The sequence below is a fragment of the Candidatus Manganitrophus noduliformans genome, from assembly GCF_012184425.1.
Lineage (GTDB): Bacteria > Nitrospirota > Nitrospiria > SBBL01 > Manganitrophaceae > Manganitrophus > Manganitrophus noduliformans.
On the sequence record NZ_VTOW01000002.1, the window covers coordinates 216,377 to 236,687 of the forward strand.

15 protein-coding genes are annotated in these 20,311 nt (G+C 57.5%); 6 read left to right on the forward strand and 9 right to left on the reverse strand.

Going from position 1 to position 20,311, the window contains the following annotated elements:
* Positions 1-45 precede the first annotated feature (45 nt).
* From recO to MNODULE_RS10455, 8 genes are all read right to left on the reverse strand, one after another.
* A complete protein-coding gene (gene recO, locus MNODULE_RS10420) occupies positions 46-798 on the reverse strand; it encodes a DNA repair protein RecO (RefSeq protein WP_168059489.1) in 753 nt (250 codons plus the stop codon).
* Positions 799-1,030: 232 nt separating this feature from the next.
* Positions 1,031-2,251 carry a PAS domain-containing sensor histidine kinase gene (locus tag MNODULE_RS10425; protein ID WP_168059491.1) on the reverse strand — a complete coding sequence of 407 codons (1,221 nt, stop codon included), beginning with the start codon at positions 2,249-2,251 and terminating at the stop codon, positions 1,031-1,033.
* Positions 2,252-2,264: 13 nt separating this feature from the next.
* Positions 2,265-4,493: an MEDS domain-containing protein gene (locus tag MNODULE_RS10430; RefSeq protein WP_168059493.1), complete on the reverse strand. Its 2,229-nt coding sequence runs from the start codon at positions 4,491-4,493 to the stop codon at positions 2,265-2,267.
* 534 nt (positions 4,494-5,027) lie between these two features.
* Positions 5,028-8,213, reverse strand: coding sequence for an efflux RND transporter permease subunit (locus tag MNODULE_RS10435; RefSeq protein WP_168059495.1), 3,186 nt, complete (start codon positions 8,211-8,213; stop codon positions 5,028-5,030).
* Positions 8,214-8,261: 48 nt separating this feature from the next.
* The gene (locus MNODULE_RS10440) at positions 8,262-9,902 is read right to left on the reverse strand and encodes an efflux RND transporter periplasmic adaptor subunit (protein WP_168059497.1); all 1,641 of its coding nucleotides are present in this window, start codon (positions 9,900-9,902) and stop codon (positions 8,262-8,264) included.
* A 27-nt stretch (positions 9,903-9,929) separates the two neighbouring features.
* Positions 9,930-11,180, reverse strand: a complete 1,251-nt coding sequence (locus tag MNODULE_RS10445) for a TolC family protein (protein ID WP_168059499.1) — start codon at positions 11,178-11,180, stop codon at positions 9,930-9,932.
* A gap of 112 nt (positions 11,181-11,292) precedes the next feature.
* Positions 11,293-11,694 (reverse strand): hypothetical protein, encoded by a 402-nt coding sequence (locus tag MNODULE_RS10450; protein WP_168059501.1) that lies wholly within the window; start codon positions 11,692-11,694, stop codon positions 11,293-11,295.
* A 57-nt stretch (positions 11,695-11,751) separates the two neighbouring features.
* Complete coding sequence (locus tag MNODULE_RS10455; RefSeq protein WP_168059503.1) at positions 11,752-13,275, reverse strand: carboxypeptidase M32; 1,524 nt, start codon at positions 13,273-13,275, stop codon at positions 11,752-11,754.
* A 332-nt stretch (positions 13,276-13,607) separates the two neighbouring features.
* Here MNODULE_RS10455 and MNODULE_RS10460 point away from each other — a divergent pair, with 332 nt between their 5' ends.
* From MNODULE_RS10460 to MNODULE_RS10485, 6 genes are read left to right on the forward strand one after another with little or no spacing between them, the layout of a single operon-like run.
* Positions 13,608-15,164, forward strand: coding sequence for an AAA family ATPase (locus tag MNODULE_RS10460; protein WP_238339436.1), 1,557 nt, complete (start codon positions 13,608-13,610; stop codon positions 15,162-15,164).
* Positions 15,164-16,666, forward strand: coding sequence for a proteasome accessory factor PafA2 family protein (locus tag MNODULE_RS10465; RefSeq protein WP_168059505.1), 1,503 nt, complete (start codon positions 15,164-15,166; stop codon positions 16,664-16,666). Before MNODULE_RS10460 ends, MNODULE_RS10465 begins: the two co-directional genes overlap by 1 nt.
* A gap of 9 nt (positions 16,667-16,675) precedes the next feature.
* A complete protein-coding gene (locus MNODULE_RS10470; RefSeq protein ID WP_168059507.1) occupies positions 16,676-16,849 on the forward strand; it encodes a ubiquitin-like protein UBact in 174 nt (57 codons plus the stop codon).
* A gap of 3 nt (positions 16,850-16,852) precedes the next feature.
* Positions 16,853-17,671, forward strand: a complete 819-nt coding sequence (locus MNODULE_RS10475; RefSeq protein WP_168059509.1) for a proteasome subunit alpha — start codon at positions 16,853-16,855, stop codon at positions 17,669-17,671.
* 27 nt (positions 17,672-17,698) lie between these two features.
* Complete coding sequence (locus MNODULE_RS10480) at positions 17,699-18,478, forward strand: Ntn hydrolase family protein (protein WP_168059511.1); 780 nt, start codon at positions 17,699-17,701, stop codon at positions 18,476-18,478.
* A complete protein-coding gene (locus MNODULE_RS10485; RefSeq protein ID WP_168059513.1) occupies positions 18,479-19,882 on the forward strand; it encodes a proteasome accessory factor PafA2 family protein in 1,404 nt (467 codons plus the stop codon). It begins immediately after the preceding gene.
* A gap of 4 nt (positions 19,883-19,886) precedes the next feature.
* On the opposite strand, the gene MNODULE_RS10490 is transcribed toward MNODULE_RS10485, so the two are convergent.
* Positions 19,887-20,255, reverse strand: a complete 369-nt coding sequence (locus MNODULE_RS10490; protein WP_168059515.1) for a response regulator transcription factor — start codon at positions 20,253-20,255, stop codon at positions 19,887-19,889.
* Between the last annotated feature and the right edge of the window lie 56 nt (positions 20,256-20,311).

The following is a 20,311-nucleotide window of genomic DNA, read 5'->3' on the forward strand; positions in this document are numbered from 1 at the left end:
CATTCAAAAGAAAGAGGAGTGATGCAGACAACTAAGACAGAAACCTTAGGACCGGCTCGGCGCCGAAGGGGCCTCTGCGGCCCAGGCGGGGGCCGGCATCCCGGTAATGTAGGTCATATGTTGGCCGAAGATGGTTCGGATCTCCGACCGCATGGCGGGGGAAGGCTTCAGGCGATGGGCGACGGTATAGTCCATCTTCTGAGAAGCCCGAAGAAAAGCGAGGGTCCCCTGCGAGATCGTCGCCAGCGGCCCGTGGGCGCATTGGGTGCAGACGGTCCCGCCGTCGGCGGGGGAAAAGTAAATTCGCTCCCCCATCGGCCGATGGCATTTCAGGCAGCGGTCCCAACGGGGTTGATAACCGGAAAAGGAAACAAGACGGACGACAAAGAGCAGGGTGGAGAGCTCCGGGTCGGCCCCCCGCTCGAGAAAGGTCAGCCCCTCTAAAAGAAGCCGGTAGACCAAGAGATTCTGCTCCCCCTCTGGTGTCATCCGCTGCACCAGATGGGCCATATGGGAGGCGAGATGAATCTCCCCCCAGTTCTCCCGGAGTTTTTGAAAAGAGTGGACGATGTCGGATTGGTTGACCCGGGCCAACTTGTCCCCCGGTTTTTCGAAAACGACGAGATTGCAGTGGGTAAACGGCTCCAGGGAGGCCCCGAACCGGCTCTTCACACGGCGGGCTCCTTTGGCGACCCCCTTGAGCTTTCCCTTCTTGGCGGTAAAGAAGGTGACCAGCTTATCGGCCTCGCCGAGCTTAATGCTCCCGAGGACGATCGCCGGCGTGGTCAGTAAAGACATACCCCCCCTTGCACAGAAAACGTTTTATTTTACTTGATAAAACGGCTTTTTACAAGAAGGGATCGTTCAAGGAGGACCGGTTTTCGTAGGGGCAGGTTTGAAACCCGCCCCTACATCATACGGCAGGAAAACGGCGAAGGGGATTCCCTATACCGAGGATCGGATCGAGAAAAAGTTGAATGGACAGCGCTGCCAATTAAAAGAGGCTTGACATCCATCGCTCCGCCGCCTCTCAAACATGATCGTAAAACCGATCGGGAAAGAAAACAGTAAAGGTCGAGCCCTTGCCGTATTCGCTTTCAACCCGGATCTCCCCCCGGAGCAGATCGACCAGATCTTTCACAATCCTCAACCCGAGCCCCACGCCGCCGAACGCACGGGTCGACTCGGAATCGGATTGGTAGAACGCCTCGAAGATCTTCGGCAGCGCCTCCGGCTTTATTCCAATGCCGGTATCCTGAACCGCCACCAAAATTCCTCCCTTCGCCGGGGAAGCCGCCGCCTCAATCGTAATCTTTCCCTCTGGGGTGAATTTAATCGCATTCGACAGAAGATTCGTCACGATCTGCTTGATTTTTCCGGGATCCGATTCGATCAGAGGAAAATCGGGGGGCACTTTGCAATCGACTCGGACCGGCTTCCCCTCCGTCAACCGGCTCATATTTTCCACCAGCTCCTTGAGCAAAGCGGCCATATCGACTTCTCCCAGCTCAACAGAGACCTTTCCCGCCTCGATCTTCGACAGATCGAGCACATCGTTGATCAGCCGTAAGAGGTCGCTCGCATTCCGTTCAATTCCCTCCAAGGCCGCCCGGTGCTCCTCCCCCGCCGCCTTGCAAACGTCGCCGATGAGATAGGTGTAACCGACGATGGCGTTCAACGGGGTCCGCAGTTCGTGGGAGACATTGGAAACGAATTGCGATTTCAGCCGGCTCGCCTCCTCGGCCTCTTGGGTCCGCTGCTTGAGAGCCTCGTAGGCCGCCTGCAGCTCCGCCGTCCGCTCCTTGACCCGGCGCTCCAGCTCCGTATTTATTTTTCTGACCTCATTCTCCGCCGCCTTTCGTTCCGTGAGATCACGGGTCACCTTGGAGAAGCCGATCACCTTTCCCTGGTCATCCTGAATGCGGGTGATGATCACGTTGGCCCAGAACCGCGAACCGTCTTTCCGGACCCGCCACCCCTCGTCCTCGAACCGCCCTTCCCTCAGCGCCTCGGCGAGGTTTCGAAACGGCTTCCCATTGTCGATCTCCTGCTTCGGATAAAAGAGCGAAAGCGGCTTGCCGATGACCTCATCGGCGCGGTAGCCCTTGATCCGCTCCGCCCCCTCATTCCAGCTATTCACATTTCCTTGAAGATCAAGGAGGAAAATCGCATAATCCTTCACCTCTTGAACGAGCAGACGGTAGCTGTCGAGCTTGTCTCGAAGGAGCTCGTGGGGATGGGACTTTTCCATATACATTACTCCGTTAATTTCGAACCGGGAGGAGGACGGTGAAGGTCGATCCTTTTCCGTATTCGCTCTCGACACGGATCTCCCCGCCCAACAGGTGCAGCAGCTCCTTCACGATTGCCAGCCCCAGCCCCACCCCGCCGAACTCGCGCGTGTCGGCCTCGTCCAGCTGGTGGAAAGCATCGAAGATCCCCGGCAGCTGTTCGGGCCGGATGCCGATCCCGGTGTCCTGAACCGCCAGCGCGATTCCCTGCCGGTCGCTCCCCTTTCGGACATGAACGACGATTTCCCCCTTGGAGGTAAACTTCACGGCATTCGAGAGAAGATTGACAAGGACCTGCCTGATCTTGCTCTCATCGCTTTCGATCCGTGAAATTCCCGGCTCGATCACGCACCGGATCGGAAGCGATTTTTTCTCGGAGAGGGGACGAAGCCCGGCCGCCGTCTCCGCCACCAGCGCGGGCAGATCGACCTCTGAGAGATCGACCGACATCTTCCCCGCCTCGATCTTCGACAGATCGAGCACGTCGCCGATCAGGCGGGAGAGGTCTTTTGCGTTGCGTTGAATCCCCTCCAACGCCGGCCGTTGCTCCGCCGCGACGGCGCCGTACGCCTCTTCACCCAGAAGGTGCGCATAGCCGATGATGGCGTTGAGCGGCGTCCGAAGCTCATGAGAGACGTTGGAGAGAAAGTGCGACTTCAACCGGCTCGCCTCCTCGGCCTCGACCGTTTTCTGCTTCAGCGCCTCCTCCGTTCGCTTCTGCTCGGTGACATCGATCATCACGCCGCGGAGCATCACCGGTCGGCCGTTTTCGACGATCACCGTGACCAGATCCCTCAGCCAAACCGCGCGTCCGTCGGCCGCCATCATCCGGTACTCGAAATCATGATCGCACATCTCGCGGGTTTTCTTGGCGCAGAAGGCGACCGCCCACTCGCGATCTTCCGGATGAATCTGCTCCCTCCAAAAATCCGGCTCGTTGAGCCACCGCGCCGCCGGATAACCGAGGATCCGCTCGGCCTGCCGGCTGACAAAGGTGAATCGGTAGGTCGAGATATCGACCTCCCAAACGATCCCATCGATCGAATCGACCAGCCCCTTGTACCTGTTCTGAGACACATTGAGCGCCTCTTCCATCCGCTTGCGTCCGGTTATGTCCCGTTTGATCCCGACGTGACAGACCACCTCCCCCGCTTCGTTCCGCATGGTGAAGGCGGAGAGCTCGATGACAAGCTCCTCCCCCGATTTGGTTCGGCTGACATGCTCCCCCCGGTAGATTCCGTTTTTAACCAATTCCTCCGCGATCCGCCCGAACGACTCCTCTCCGAGATGGATCGCCGGCGTTTTTCCGCGCAACGCCTCATCGGAATACCCGATCAACCTGCGGTGGGATTCATTCTGTTCAAGATATCCCCCCTTCGAATCGATCACGGCAATGGCGTCATAAGCCGAGGAGACAATCCGGCGATAGAGATCAAGCCGTTCATTCACCCGCCGGTGCTCGACGATCTCCCGCTCGAGCTGCAAATTCTTTAATTCCAGATTTATCTTGCCTTCACGAAGCGCAATCTCGCTCTTCTCGCGATCGACAATATTATTCAACGTACGCTCAAACGCAACAGAGGCGCCGTTTTTCGAGAAAAACTCCCCCGGCGGCACATAATAGTGATTTCGACAGACCACCCCCCCCGAAATGACTTTCGGATGGGTGCGAATCACATCGAGAAGGACCTCCGGGCTGAATCGCTTTCGGTCGTACTGGCAGATCGCGGAGACATTCTTTTTCGAGAAAAACCGATTCAATTTGGCTTCATATTCGATCAGCCTTTTCGTCCCCGGATCTCCCCCCAAGGCCCAGGTCATCTCGCCGGTCACCCGCAATGCGGGAAATCCGGCTTTCTCGGACGAATGAAGGGTCTGCTCCAAAAAGGAGATCATCTTATCCGGGTCAAAATAACCCTCCATAAGATAGGCCTCTTGCTTCTCGGCGATGATCAACGCGCAAGACCGGACCGCCGCATCGACGTCGATCCCTTCTTGACGCATGGCGCCCGTCACCGTTGCAGCGTTATGATCGACAAGATAGACACACCGCTCTCCCCGCTGCAGTCCAATTCGGATGAAGGAGATCGCCGCGGCGAGCTGCTCTTGCGGCGTTTCATATAGCAGACAGAGATGATCGTGCGGAGCGGTCTGCTCAATGGTTTTGACCAGGAGGGAGTTGCTGAGGTCGGGATGTTTCATTATGTTCTCCTTAGATCGGCGGCGCGTTACCGGGGAGGGTCGCGACGGGATGACGGACCACCCTCTTTCATGAAAAAAGGGGGTCCGATTGATTATAGGTTAAGCCTCAGCGTGATTCAAGAGGTGAGATCCTCGGCGAGCCCTCCGAATTGAAGCGAAACGAAACCGGGATTTCGATCGAGGCGGGCAGATGAGAAGGCTTTTCTTCTCTATGACTACGAGCAGGCGGAGTTTCTCCTCGGGGAGGCCCGGCCGACTGATGCCGATGACCGGATCGAGGCCGGGATGCTGGGAGAGTATGCGATCGTCTTCGGAAACGGTTGCTTCATGATGGGGGTGGCGCTTAGAAGATAAATCGGCGCCCCGTTCGGCAGGCGCTTGTAGACGTCTCCAGGTCTTTATCGGCCATTCCAATGCAGCCATGCGTGACGTTCCGCCCCGACATCCGGGTGTAGACCATAGCAGGATTTTGATGACGAAAGATTTGAATTCGCAATGCTTACATCTCCGGGTCACCTGAAAACGTTTCCGCAGTTATTTGAGCATGCTTTTTAGCTCCCGCTCCCGCCATATTTCATAAATAACCGGATAGACCAGCAACTCCAAAATAAATGAGGTGAGAATCCCGCCAATCATCGGGGCGGCGATTCGGCGCATCAAGTCCGATCCTGTCCCGGTCGACCACATAATCGGAAGGAGACCGAGGAGCATCACGCTCACCGTCATTACCTTCGGCCGAAGCCGATGCACCGCCCCTTCGGTAATTGCCTCCTTCAAATCGTATGCATTACGCATTAACCCTTTCGCCTTCCGATCCTCATAGGCAAGGTCAAGATAGAGCAGCATGAAAACCCCGGTTTCGGCATCCAGCCCCATTAAGGCGATCAATCCGACCCAAACACCGATGCTCATGTTGTAATCGAGCAGGAAGAGAAAGAGAATGGCGCCGACCGCCGAGAAGGGGACCGCCAGCAAGACAATCAGCGTCTTCACCGCCGAGCCGGTATTGAGATAAAGCAGCAGAAAGATAATGAAGAGGGTCAGAGGAAGGACCACCTTTAAATGCTCTCTGGCCCGCAGCAGATATTCATACTGTCCGGCCCAGACGAGCGAATAACCGGGGGGAAGTTTCACCTTTTCCGCGACGACCCGCTGCGCTTCTTTCACATAGCCGCCGAGATCGGACCGCGCCGTGTCGACAAAAACGATGCCGGCGAGCATGCCGTTTTCGTTTTTAACCATCGACGGCCCTTCGTTGTATTCAATTTGAGCGAGCTGCGCCATCGGGATCTGAGCGCCGGCCGGCGTCGGGACCAAGACTCTTTTCAACTTCTCAATGTCATCCCGGAATTCTCTTGCATAGCGGACGTTGATCGGATAGCGTTCCCGGCCTTCGACGGTCTGTGAGATGTTCTTGCCGCCGATGGCCGTTTCAATGACCTCCTGAATCTCGTCCACCCGAAGTCCATAACGCGCAGCGGCGTTCCGGTCGATGACGAAATCAAGATAGTAGCCCCCGGTCACCCGCTCAAAGAATGAAGAGCGGGTCTCTTTCATTTGCGCCAGAACCCCTTCGATCCGCCGGCCGATCTGGTTGATCTCTTCGAGATCCGGCCCCAAGACCTTAATTCCAATGTTGCTGCGGATACCTGTGGCGAGCATCTCGGTCCGGGTCTGGATCGGCATCCACCAAATGTTGGCAACGCCGGGGAATTGCAGTTTTCCGTCCATCTCCGCGATCAACTTGTCCCAGGTCATCCCTTCGCGCCATTGCGCTTTCGGCTTCAGCGTGATGACGGTCTCCCCCATACTCAACGGGGCCGGGTCGGTGGCGGTTTTCGCTTCTCCGATTTTTCCGAAGACCCGCTCCACTTCCGGGAATTCTTTCAACATCCGATCTTGAAGGCGAAGGATCCGGGTCGCCTCGGTGATCGAGATACCCGGCAGGGTCGTCGGCATATAGAGGATCGTTCCCTCATTGAGCGGAGGCATAAATTCAGAGCCGAGGCGAAGATAGATCGGGATGGTGAGGAGAACGATGAGGAAGGCGGAGATCACGACCGGCCAGCGGTGTCGCAGAACAAACTCCAGAATCGGGTGGTAGATCCGCTGGAGCGGCCGGCTGATCGGGTGCCGCTCTTCCGGATAATACTTCCCGACCAGAAGAGGATTGGCGATCCGGGAGAGCCACTTGGGCCTGAAGATGAAGGGATTCATCCGGGTGAAGAGCATCCGCATCGCCGGATCGAACGTGATCGCCAGGACCGCGGCAATCGCCATCGTCAGATTTTTGGTAAACGCCAGCGGTTTGAAGAGCCTTCCTTCCTGACCTTGAAGGGTAAAGATCGGGATAAAAGCCACGGCGACAACGAGCAGCGAGAAAAAAACCGAGGGGCCGACCTCTTTGAGGGCCTTCAACCGGACTTCGTGATAGTCGCCGACCCGACCGGTCGATTCCCATCGCTCCAACTTTTTATAAGCATTTTCCACTTCCACGATGGCGCCGTCGACCAACACCCCGATGGAGATGGCAATGCCCGCAAGCGACATGATGTTCGACGTCAACCCGGAGTAATACATCGGGATGAAAGATAAAATGACCGCAATCGGGATGGTGACGATCGGAACGATGGCGCTCGGGAGATGCCAGAGAAAGAGGAGAATGACCAGGCTCACGATCAGCAGCTCTTCCGTCAAGGTATGCTTCAGTGTCTCAATCGCCCGCTGAATCAGGTCGGATCGATCATAGGTCGGGACGATCTTGACCCCTTCCGGCAAAGAGGGTTCAATCGCTTTGATCTTCTCCTTTACTCGGTCGATGACATTTAACGCATTCTCGCCGAAGCGCATCACGACGATCCCGCCGACCACCTCCCCTTTGCCGTCTAATTCCGCCGCCCCCCGCCGAATGTCGGGTCCGATCGCCACATTTGCAATATCCGAGACCCGGATCGGTGTTCCATTGCCGTCTGTGCCGAGTGGAATCCCTCGAATATCCTCGGTCGATCGAATGTAGCCTTGGCCTCGGATAATATACTCGCGGCCGGCCTGCTCTAAGACCCTTCCCCCCACGTCGTTGTTGCTCGCCCGGATTGCGGAGATGACCTCGTGGAGTGGAATGCGGTAGGCCGCCAGCCGGTTCGGATCGACATTGACCTGATATTGTTTGACGAAACCTCCGACAGAAGCGACTTCAGCGACCCCCGGCACCGACTGGAGCCAGTAGCGGAGGGTCCAGTCCTGAAAAGAGCGAAGCTCGGCAAGGTCATGCCGTCCGGTTTCATCGATCAAGGCGTACTCATAAACCCAGCCGACGCCGGTGGCATCGGGTCCCAACGTCGGCGTCACCCCCTCCGGCAGCTTGCCGGCGACCCCCTGCATGTATTCCAAGACCCGGCTTCTGGCCCAATAAAGATCGGTCCCCTCCTCAAAAATAACGTAGACATACGATAAACCCAACATCGATTGCCCCCGGACCGATTTCACCTTCGGGGCGGAAATCAACGAAGTGATGACGGGATAGGTGATCTGATCTTCGATCAACGTCGGGCTTCGGCCCGGCCATTCCGTAAAGAGAATGACCTGGGTGTCGGAGAGATCCGGAATGGCATCGAGCGGAACACGCCGTATCGCCCAGATGGCCCACACGACCAGAAAGGCGGTGAGGGTGAGGACAAGGAATTTATTTCGAGCGGAATAGTCGATGATTTTTTCGATCATGTTTTCTGGCCCTGTGTAATGGCTGTACCCCTCGACCTTTCGGGTCGCCTACATCCCCGGCATTCCCTCCATCCCTTCCATTTCGCCGCCGGCCTCCAGGGTGAATGTTTCCTGGACTTCCGGCTTGCCAGGAACGGTCACCAATGCGGTCACCTCCCACGTTCCGGCCATCCCGAATTTGGCTTTGGCTTCGTATTGTCCGTTCTTAAACAAGGCGGGAACCTTGACGGCCTTCATTCCCGGCATCGGCATGGTGTAGGAGAAGACGACCTTCGCATTTTCGATCGGTTTTCCTGCCGCATCGGTTACGACGAGATGAAGAAGGTTCTCTCCATCGATGGGGGGAGAGGGTTTCGTAGCGAGGATCAACGTCAGATCTCCTTTCTTTTTCTTCTGGGGACCAGAAAGGGTCTGTTCCCCCGGGGTTTGCACTTCCATCCCATCCATCTTCATCTCACCCATTTCGGCCTGCTCCATCCGGATGCCGGCCATTCCGAGCGCTCCCATCATGTTGGCCGACGCCATCAGCTTACTCTCCGAGTCGATCAGAAAGTTGGCCGAGGTGACGATCCGCTCTCCGGGGTTCAGCCCTTCCTGGATGAGGTAGGCCCCGTCGATCCGACGCGCCTTGACCTCCTTCGGCGCGTACATCTCCATCCCTTGATCGACGAAGACGATCTGGCGCAGACCCACGTCGAGAACGGCCGATTCGGGGATCAGAAGTCCCCTCCCGAGACGGGATCTCAGATCGACCTGAGAAAACATCTCCGGTTTGAGCTTGAGCCCCGGATTCGGAAGCTCCAGCCGTACCCGGACGGTCCGGGTCTGAGGGTTGAGAAACGGATCGATATAGGCCACCTTTCCGTGAAAGATCTCGCCGGGGTAGGCCGCCACGGTGACGGCGGCCTCTTGCCCTTCTTTTACAAATGAGAGATCGGACTCATAGACTTCAGCAATCACCCAGACGGTCGAGAGGTCGGCGATTTCATAAAGGGTCGCCTCCGGTGTGACCCGCATCCCTTGGACCCCCTCTCTATGGGTGACGACGCCGTTGATCGGGGAGGTGATCGTGATCGCCGTCTGCGGCTCTCCCCGCTTCTCCAGTTCCTGAATCTGCTTTTCGGTAATCCCGAACAAAAGAAGTCTTCTTCGCACTGAGGCGAGAAGCGCGTCTCCGGTCTCCCGCACCTCGGCGATCGGACTGGCCCCCAACTTCTCCCGGCCCCGCTTCGCCAGCAGGTATTCCTGCTGCGTGATGAGGAGATCGGGAGAGTAGAGGGTGAGAAGCGGCTCTCCCTTCCTCACCTCTTGACCGGTGAAATTGACGAAGAGGTCCTGAATCCAGCCGTCGACCCTCAGGTTGATTCGAGCGAGCTTTCGCTCATCATAAGCGACCCGTCCAGCGGCCCGGATCACCTTCTCGATCTCTCTCTCCTGAACTTCGGACACTTTGACCCCGATCCGTTGTTTTTTCTCCGGGGTCAGCATCGCCGTCGTCCGGCCGGTCTCATTGATATCCATCGCCATCTCTTCCATGCCATCGGGTGTCCCATCCTGCTCGTTCATCGGCGCGTCCGCTTTTGTATCCCCCATGGCGCGATTCTGCGTCATGTAGAAACCAATGACCGAGAGGGTCAGAAGCAAAACAGCCAATGTGGTTCCCCTTCGAGCTTTTCGACAGATTTTCATCTTTGTCTCCTCCCGTCTCTTATTTGCTTAAAACATTTTTCCCGTCATCTCTTCCAGTTCGGCGAGACGCTTCCAAATCTCCGCGAGTGTCCGAAAATAAGTCAGTTCCAATCTCTTGATGTTCTCTTGCGCATCGATCAATGTGAGGAAATCATTCTTCTTCGCTTCATATCCGACGACGGCCGCTTCCAACGATTGCTCGGCCAGCGGCAGGATTCCCTGTTGGTAAAGCGTGGCAAGGCGCTTGGCCGTCTGGAAACGGACAAAGAGCTCTTTAATGCGAAATTGGGTCTCATTGAGGGCGGCCCGGCGGGCGGCTTCAGCGCGCGACTGCTCCGCCTCCTTTTCCCGAATGCGGGCGTCATATTTCTTCTTATTCATCCAGGGGAGGTTAATCTTGATGGAGGCCATCCAACGATTCGAGCCGTCGTGGACATCCCAATACCCGACTTCCGCCACGACATCGGGAAAGAGATCTCGCTCGGCCAGCGCGGCCGATTCTTCGCCGCGTCGGATCGCCAGCGTCTGCATCCGGATTTCGGGGCGGGCCGCTTCGGCTTCACGCTGCAGCATCTCTAATTCCGGCTCAACGGCCGGAATCGTCGGCGTTTCGGGGACGCCTAGAGGGGCATCGGGAAGCCGATCGAGGAGCGCATTGAGCCGCGCCGCCGCAACGTTCCGATCCTGCTCCGACGTCTTCAGTGCGTTGGAGAGGTCAAGCAGCTCGACCTGGGCGCGGATCACATCTTGCTGGCCGACCTCCCCGACGGCAAATTTCTCCTGGGCGATGATAGAGAATCGTCGCGCCAGCGCCACCTGTTTGTGGTGAATGTCGAGCGACTTATGCGTGAAGAAGAAATCATAATAAGCTTGCTTCGCCTCTTTGACGATTTTCAAACGAACCGCACGGGACTCTTCACTCGCCATGCTCGTTTCTAGCTTGGCGATATCGCCGCGGAGCGCTCTCTTCCCAAAGAAGGGAAAGTGTTGGGAGAGGGTATACCAGGTTTCATCGGCATCGAAGAGACTGAAGTTGGAAGGGATCGACCATTGCATCACGCCGAACTGGGGATCCTCCAAGGCGCGCGCCTGCGGGATCCGCGCTTCTGCGGCGCGCTCCCCCCGCTCGGCCGCGCGGACCTGCGGATTTCGTTGGATGACCTCCTGGAGCACTTCTTCCAAGCGCAGGGTTGGAGTTACTTCTTCGGCGGCAGATGTGACCATCGGAATGACAGTCGCGCCAATTAATAAAATGGAGAGCAAGAGAAGTCGTTTCATCGTAGACCACTCCGGCAGATATCAATATGGGTGAAATAAGATGAGCGATCGCGCACTCTGATTTTTCAAAAACGAGCGCAATCAGCCGTGACGAGATTTGGAGTGGATCGGTTTAAAGCAGAAGGGTACGGTGGAGGATAAAAAGATCCCCACGGGGTTGGGACAGGGGTTGATCTGAATCAATTCCGGACAAAATAACAGGGGGCGGGGCCTTACAGGAGCGGGCAATCAGAGCAAGACCATCCTCCACGAGAATGGCCGGCGCATAAAGCTGGGGCCCGGCATGAAGGGAGCGTTGCTGATCGGACAGGTTGCAGAAACTTTTCGCCAGCTCCGGCGATGTGACGGTCTTGCATGGCAGGACGCAGCAATCATCGGCTTTCGGCGCCCAATCCGGAACCATGCAAGCACTGGCCAGAGAAAGATTGAGAAAGGAAAAGGCCAGGATAATCAGCGTAATATATCTGGCTTTTTTACTCAAAAACATAGCGATCCTGAATTTTTCGGGAAGCATACAGGTTCGATGATCCGATGTCAAGGGATTGATCCGGCCGGCATACCACAGATAGATTTATGTCACGCGATAGATCGGACCGAATTTTTCCTTCAAATATTGAATGAAGTAGGTTGGGTTCAAGGGCTCCCCCGTGACGCGGCGGACCAATTCGTCGGTCGGATATTGCTTGCCCCACCGATGGATCTTCTCGTTCAGCCACTTTTTCAACGGCAAAAGATTCCCCTTCGCGATCTCCCCTTCGAGACCCGGCATTTCCTTCTTCGCCTGATTCAAAAACTGAACCGAATAAAGGTTGCCGAGAGTGTAGGTGGGGAAATATCCGATCGCTCCGCCCGACCAGTGGATGTCTTGAAGGACGCCGTGGGCGTCGGAGTCGGGGACCACGCCGAGATATTGACCCATCTTCTCATTCCAGAGCGACGGAAGTTCTTCGACCGGAAGATTCTCCTCGATCAATGCCCGCTCGATTTCAAACCGGACCATGATATGGAGGTTGTAGGTCAGCTCATCGGCTTCGACCCGGATCAGCGACGGGCGGACGGTGTTCACCGCCGCATAGAAGGTTTCCGGATCGACCCCCCTCAACCCTTCCGGAAAGGTCTTCTGGAGGATCGGATAGAAATGTCCCCAGAACGGCTTCGATCGGCCGATGCCGTTCTCCCAAAGACGGGACTGGCTCTCATGAACGCCGAGCGAGCGCGCCTCGCCGAGCGGGGTTCCGTAGAGATCGGCCTGGAGCCCTTGATCGTAGAGGGCATGGCCTCCCTCGTGGATCGAGCTGAAGAGGGAGGAGAGGAGATCATGCTCGTCCACCCGCGTCGTGATCCGGACATCGGTGGGGTGGAAAGAGGTGGTGAAGGGATGCGCCGAGAGATCCTGCCGGCCCGTATTAAAATTAAAGCCCATCGCCTCCAACACCTGATGCCCAAACGCCAACTGCTTTTCGGGAACATAGGAATGGCGAAGGAAGTCGTCTTTCGGTTGAACGGGTGAGTGAACGATCTTCTCAAGCAGCGGCACCAATTCCTGCTTCAACGCGGCAAAGAGCGGAACCAATTGCGCCACCGTCATCCCCGGCTCATACGCATCAAGCAACGCATCGTAAGGAGAATCCTTGTAACCGATATAGCCGATCTCTTCTTTCTTCAGATCGACCATCGTCTTGAGGTGCGGCATAAACAGCGGGAAGTCGCTCTTCTTTCGCGCCTCTACCCAGACCTGCTCCGAAATCGACGAGGCCTTCGCAAACCGCCGGACATATTCCGATGGAAGCTTCGTCGCTTTGTCGTAATCTCGCCAAACCTCTCTTAAAAGCGCCTGCGGCGCCTCGTCCCACTCCCCCTTGATTTCACCGCTCTTCAAATCAACCCATTGGGAGAGAAGCCGCTGCATTTCCGGCCCGACGCTCTTGTCGTGCGCTAAACCGCCCAAGGACGACAACTGCTGCGCCCGCGCCTGTCCCGCCCCCGGCGGCATGTAGGTCTCCTGGTCCCAATGAAAGATCGAAATCGCGCTGGAAAGATGTTGTATCTCTTGAAGGTATTCGATGAGCGGCTTGAGATCTTGAAGCGTCTTCATGAGGGGACCTCCGAAAGGTTTCCGTCATTGTATCCGAAGCCGCCGGGGAAGACAATGGATGCGGGGAGTTTTATTAGAAATAAAGAGCGTAGAAATCGGGGCAGCGTCCTTTCAAGAAGATCACACAACATATGATGATTGACAAGCCCCTCCCAGCGGTTTAGAATTTTTTATTACCCTCATTATTAAGGAAGGAGACCGCCATTAGCGACTCATCCAAATATTATTCCCCGCAACGGGAAACTCCGCAGGAAAAGCGCTCTCAAAGCCCGCTCCAACTGATCGACCGCATCCTTGCGTCCACCCCCCAAGAAGATCCCCGCTATTCTTTAATGAATGCGCTGCGGGGCAAGATCCTCGAAGGGGAGCTGAACCTCCAACAGGTTCAATCGGAGATCAAGAAGCTGAATCAGGTGGTGGAAAAGGTCACCGCGCCGGCCAACCGGATCGGCACCCTCCTGGGACTCCCCGCCCCCGATCTGGCGCACATCGTGGTCGGCGGGGCGGACTATTACACGAATGTTGACCCGCGCCTCAAACCGGAAGCGCTGCAGATCGGCACGCAGGTCTTGGTGAATGAAGCTTTCGTCGTCCTCCGCGCCATCGGCTATGACCGGAACGGATCGGTTCAAAAAATCACCGACCTTCTGCCGGACGGCCGGCTTCGCGTCGGGCAGGATGTCGGAGCGCAGTCGTCTCTGCTGATCCGCTCCTCCCAATTGACCGAAGAAAAACTGAAGGTCGGCGACGAGGTCCGGATCGACGCCAGCCACCGGGTCGCCGTGGAAAAGGTCAACAACGCCCAGCGGCGGGAGTATTTCCTGGAAGAGACACCGAAGGTTTCCTGGGAAGAGATCGGCGGCCAGAAGGAGGCGATCGACGCGATCCGCAATACACTCGAGCATCCCCTCCTCTACCCCGACCTCTTCAAGAAATACGACTTCTCCCAGCCGAAGGGCTTCCTCTTATACGGTCCCCCCGGCTGCGGCAAGACGTTGATCGGGAAAGCGACCGCTTATAGCCTGGTCCAGAAGCTGAAAGATCAAGGCAACCCGCAGGTCGAAGAATTTTTCCTTCATGTAAAGGGGCCGGAGATTTTGAATATGTGGCTCGGCGAGTCGGAGCGGATGATCCGGGAGATCTTCGCGCGCGCCCGCGAAAAACGGGGGGCCGGCTACCTCCCCTTCATCTTCATCGACGAGGCGGAGTCGATCCTGGGGACGCGCCGCTCGATGCGCTCTCACAACATCCTCAGCACCCTCGTTCCGATGTTCTGCGCCGAAATGGACGGAATCGAATCGCTCAAGGAGATGGTGATTATCCTCGCCTCCAACCGCCCCGACCTGATCGACCCGGCGGTCCTGCGCCCCGGGCGGATCGACCGGAAGATCAAAATCAATCGCCCCGACCGGACCGGCACCGAGGAGATCTTCGGCATTTACGTGACCCCGGAAATCCCCCTCGCGCCGAGTCTGATGAAAGCCCACGGCGATGATCCGGCGCAGGCGCGTCAGGCCTTGATCAAAGCGGGGGTCGATGCGATCTTTTCAAAGGGCGCAGCGCAGCAGATTCTGGAATTGCAGCTTCGGAGCAGCCGTCGAGAGATCCTCCACCGGTCGGACCTGATCAGCGGCGCCCTGATCGCGTCGATCATCCAACGGGCCAAGGAGCGGGCGATCAAACGGACCATCAACGAAGGGGAAGAGGGAATCACGGTTGAAGACATCACCCTCGCCGTCGAAACCGAATACCGAGAGGGAGAGATCCTCCCCCCCAACGACATTGTCGAAGACTGGCTGAAGCTGATCGACGTCGATCCGGAGAATGTCGTCGGCCTCTCGCTGCTCGACAAAAAGGAACGGCCCAAACCCGAGAAGCGAGTCATCTAATGCTGAAGCTCTTTGGGATCGAAACCGAATATGGAATTACCCGGGAAGACTTAGAAGCGGTCGATCCGGTGGTGGAGTCGATGGAACTGGTCCGCGCCTATCTCACCCGCCCCTTTCGGCCCGGATGGGATTACAGCGGCGAAGACCCCCGGCAGGACGCCCGCGGATTCCGGGCCGATAAGCTGGCGCAGGATGAAGAAGAGGAAGCGTTCGAGAAACAAGACCGCCACCGGCCCTTCTCCTTTCACGAGATGAAGAGCGACCTCGCCCTGACCAACGGCGCCCGCTTCTACAACGACCACACCCACCCGGAGTATTCTACCCCGGAATGCCGGTCGCTTCGGGATCTCGTCATCCACGACAAGGCGGGGGAGCGGATCGTCCAGGCCTGCGCCGACCGGCGGAACGCGGCCCTCGGGAATCCGGCGGTCCAGCTCTACAAAAACAACACCGACTTTTACGGCCACAGCTACGGCTGCCACGATAACTATCTTCTCCCCCGATCGATCCCCTTCGACAAAATCATCCGCGATCTCACCCCGTTCCTCGTGACCCGGCAGATTTTCGCGGGGGCGGGGAAGGTCGGGATCGAGAGCCGGGATGGATACCGGGCCGGCGTCTACCAGCTCTCGCAGCGGGCCGATTTCGTCGAAGTGGAGATGTCGGTCGATACGATGGATCGCCGGCCGATCATCAACACGCGGGACGAGCCCCACGCCGACCGAAGTCAATATCGGCGCCTTCATCAAATTTTAGGAGACGCCAATCTGTCGGAGACCGCCACCGCGCTGAAGGTGGGGACCACCTGGCTGACCCTTCGTCTCATCGAAATCGGCGCGGCGCCCGCGGCGGCGATTCCGGAGCCGGTCGCCGCCGTCCACGCCGTTTCGCTCGATACGACCTGCAAAAAACCGATCAAGCGGATGAATGGAAAAGAGATCTCGCCGATCGACCATCAGCGTCTCTACCTCGCCGCGGCGCAGAAGGCGTTCGGGCAGGAGGCCGATCCGGACACCCAATGGGTCCTGGCCAAGTGGGAAGAGGTCTTGAACGACCTCGAGATCGACCCGATGATGCTGACGAACCGGCTCGACTGGGTCGCCAAGAAATGGCTGCTCGAAACCTTCATGGAGGCGGAAGGGTGCGGATGGGACGACCCTCGGCTTCGCGGGCTCGATCTCGAATATCACAACCTCTCCCCCGACCGGGGGCTCTTCATCGGTCTGGAAATGGAAGGGAATATGGAACGGCTCTCCACCGAAGCGGAGATCAAGGAGGCGATGACAACTCCCCCCGCCGACACCCGCGCCGCGATCCGGGGGCTGTGCATCGAAAAATTTTATGACCAGATCCATCGAATCCAGTGGGAGCGGGTCGTTTTTCAGAACGGCCTCTTTCATAAAACGCTGGAAATGAACAGCCTGTTCGACCCGGCCGAGATCGCCACGCTGCGAGCGCGGATCGGAGAGGCCGCCAGCTTCAAAGAGATTTTTAATTCATAGGAGAAAATCATGACCGAATTCATGGAACGACGGGAACGCCCGGTGAATCCGCTGGAGAAACCGCGCGAGGAGACCGGACCGAAGCGTCCCGACACCGACTCCAGCAAGGAAAATCTTTTAAAGCGGATGCGGAAGGTCGATCCGAAACAGGCGGAACGGTACCGACAAAGAACCGGAGAATAACCGATGCATAATGGTGACTTTTGGTCCCTTCTCAAAACCAACGGTTATAAATTAGGACCGGGAACCCTTCCGGAAGGGAGAGAGCCGGTTGAAAGCAAAATCGCCCTCACGCAAGGGACAACCATCTTTGGACTGAAATATAAAGAGGGTGTCTTGGTCGCGGGGGATCGCCGGGCGACCGCCGGAACGACGGTGATGTATGACCGGACCGACAAGGTTCTCGAGATCGACCGCCATTCGGTGATGGCGATCGCAGGGGTTCCCGCGACGGCCTTCGAGATTGCCCGCGTGATGGAGCATACCTTCAAGTATTATCGGCGCAGCCAGCTTCAGGAGCTGAGCCTCGAAGGAAAGGTCCGCGCCCTCTCGAAACTCCTCAAGGAAAATATCCCGATGGCGATTCAGGGAATCGGCGCGGTCGCCCCGATCTATGCCGCCTATGATGTGGCGCGGAAAGAGGGGAAGCTCTTTTTCTACGACATTCTCGGCGCCGGATTCGAAGCGGTGGAGTTCACCACCTCCGGTTCCGGTTCCCCGGCCATTCGTGGAATCCTCCAGTATGAGAATCGCTGGGGGAAGCGCCCGCTGGCCGAACTCTCCGAGGAGGCGGCGATCACCCTGACGATGAGGCTCCTGGAGACGGCGGCCGAATTCGACGCCGCCACCGGCGGGAGCAACCGAGAAGCCCATCTCTACCCGGTGATCAAACTGGTCACGATGGAAGGGGTCCGAGAGATTCCTCAGAAAACACTCGAATCGCTCTATGCGCGAAACGTCGTCGGCCGCTCTACCGCGGGAGAACCGGGGCTGGGCATCGGATAACATCTGACTTCTGAAAGGAAGAGACAAATGGTTTATGACGAGCCTTACCGATGGGTCGAGGCGGTTCGAAACCGGCGCGACTATCTTGAGGAACAACTTTCCGCCGGCAGCCCGATCGTCGCCCTCCCCTATGAAAACGGCGTCCTGATGGCGACCCTCGGCGCCGGCACGTCGAAGCTGTATGAAGTCTATGACCAGATCGCATTCGGCGGGATCGGCCATCCGGCCGATCTGGAGAAACTTCGGAATGTCGTCCTCGATGCCGCCCATGTGGAAGGGTTCAATCGCTCCCCCGTCGATGTCACTGTCCGCCGGCTGATGAAGTTTATTTTGGCGCCGATGGTCAAGCAGGCCTTCGAAGAGGTGCTTCACGCTCCCTACATCGCGAAGATCGTGATGGCGGAGATCGGCATCCTCTCCGCCAAGCCGCTCTTCTTCCACCTCAATTATGACGGGGTCTTCGAAGAGGAGGAACGCGGGGTGGTCCTGGCGCCGACGGCGCCGATGAGCGAGCGGATGGCGGCTTTTCTCAATGCCGCCGGAGAGACCCACTCCCTATCACTCAAGGAGGCCCTGCAGATCGCCCTGAGAACCTGGGCGGTCTCTCAACTTCCGGCCGATCTGGAGGCGGAAAAAGAGGCCGGCGCCCCCCCGTCGCCAAAGGAGCTCGATCCGTTGTTGAAGCGGTCGCTCGAATCGCACACCCTCGAAGCGGCCCTTCTTGACCGGACCCAGCCGGGGAGTTCGAAATACCGGACCCTCTCTCATGACGAAATCGAACAGGCGCTGAAGGGGTGGTTGAAATAGATGCTGTCACGAATTATGGGTCTCGAAACCGAATACGGCTGTCTGGTGAATCAAGAGCGCCCGAACGATTCGCCCGAGCGGATCGCGTACCGAATCAAAGAGACGATCTTCAAAAAGAAAAAACTCGGGTTGATCGACCTGCACCATCGGGCCCACGACGAGCCGCCGGGAAACGGCGGATTTCTTCTCAACGGCGGCCGGATCTACATCGACATGGGACATCTGGAGTATGCTTCTCCGGAGTGCCTCTCCCTCACCGACCTGCTCGCCTACGATCGGGCGGGAGACCGAATCTTGCAGGAGGCGGTCGAAGCCTTGGGGCTGGGAGAACGGGTCTCGATCATCAAAAACAATGTCGATCATGAAACCGGCGCCACCTTCGGATCGCATGAAAATTACCTCGTCGCCCGCGACTTCCCCTTTTCCTACGACGGCCTGGGCCAGCTGATCCCCTTCCTGGTGACCCGCCAGATCTTCACCGGGGCGGGGCGGGTCGGCGCGCATCTGGTCCCCGACGGCTGGGTCGCTCTGGGCGAGCGGGCGCTGCCGCAGATTGACTTTCAGATCTCGCAGCGGGCCGACCACATCGTCAACGATTTCTACCAGTGGGTCCAGTTCAACCGCGCCATCATCAACACCCGCGACGAGCCGCTGGCCGATCCGAACCGGTATCGGCGCATCCACCTCCTCCTCGGCGACTCCAACATGCTCGAATATGCCACCGCGCTGAAACTCGGCACCACCTCCGTCATGCTCTCCCTGATCGAGGAAGGGGCGGTTCCGGACGATCTGGCGCTGGCGGACGCGGTTCTCGATTTAAGGCGGATCTCGCGCGATCCGGAGCGGCGATGGATTGTGACCCTTCAGAACGGAAAACGGATTTCCGCCGTCGAGCTTCAATCCCTTCTTCAACAAGAAGCGGAACGAACCCTGTCTGGAAAGGATGATCAGACCGATTGGATCATCTCGGAATGGGGAAAGACGCTGGAGGCGCTCGCGATCGACCCGGAGCGTCTTGTCGGAAAGATCGACTGGATCTCCAAACGGTGGCTTCTTGAATCGTTTCGAGAGGCGGAGGGGGTCGATTGGCAGGACCCCTGGATGGCCAGCCTCGATCTGGAGTACCATAATCTCAACCGATCCCGCGGACTCGCCGTTGCCTTGGAAGAAGAAGGAAAGGCCCTCCGGCGGACCACCGACGACGCCGTCGATCTGGCGGTGGAATGTCCCCCCCGGAATACGCGCGCTTCCGCGCGGGGAGAATTGATCCGATCTCTCCTGGAGCGGCAAACCCCTTATGTGATCAACTGGTCGAGTTTTTATATCGAGGGGAAAAAACCTTTCTCGATGGAAGATCCGTTTAAGACTTATCGGACCGAAACCGAGGCGCATTTTTTGGGGTAAATTTTCAGGCGGGATCGGTGCAGAGACCCAATGCCTCTATTTTCGCCAGGAGGACCTCAAACGAAAACGGTTTTGGAAGGTAATCATTCACACCGGCCCGAACGGCCTCCTGCTGAACTTCCGGCGAATCCTTCGCCGTCATCATCAAGACGGGGGTCATCAGGCGCTGACGCCTCAATTCTTTGCACACCTCCATTCCATTCATTTCAGGGAGATAGACGTCGAGAAGGATGACGTTGTAAGGGCGCTTTTTCAGAAAACCGAGGCCGGCCTCTCCGTTGAGGGCGAGATCGACGGCATGCCCCTCCCCTTCCAGACCCCGCTTCAAGAAACCTAATATCCGTTCATCGTCTTCAATAATTAAAATACGCATACTCGCTCCTTGTTTCATCACAATGGATATACGGCCTGACTTTGTTCCCGCGGGCG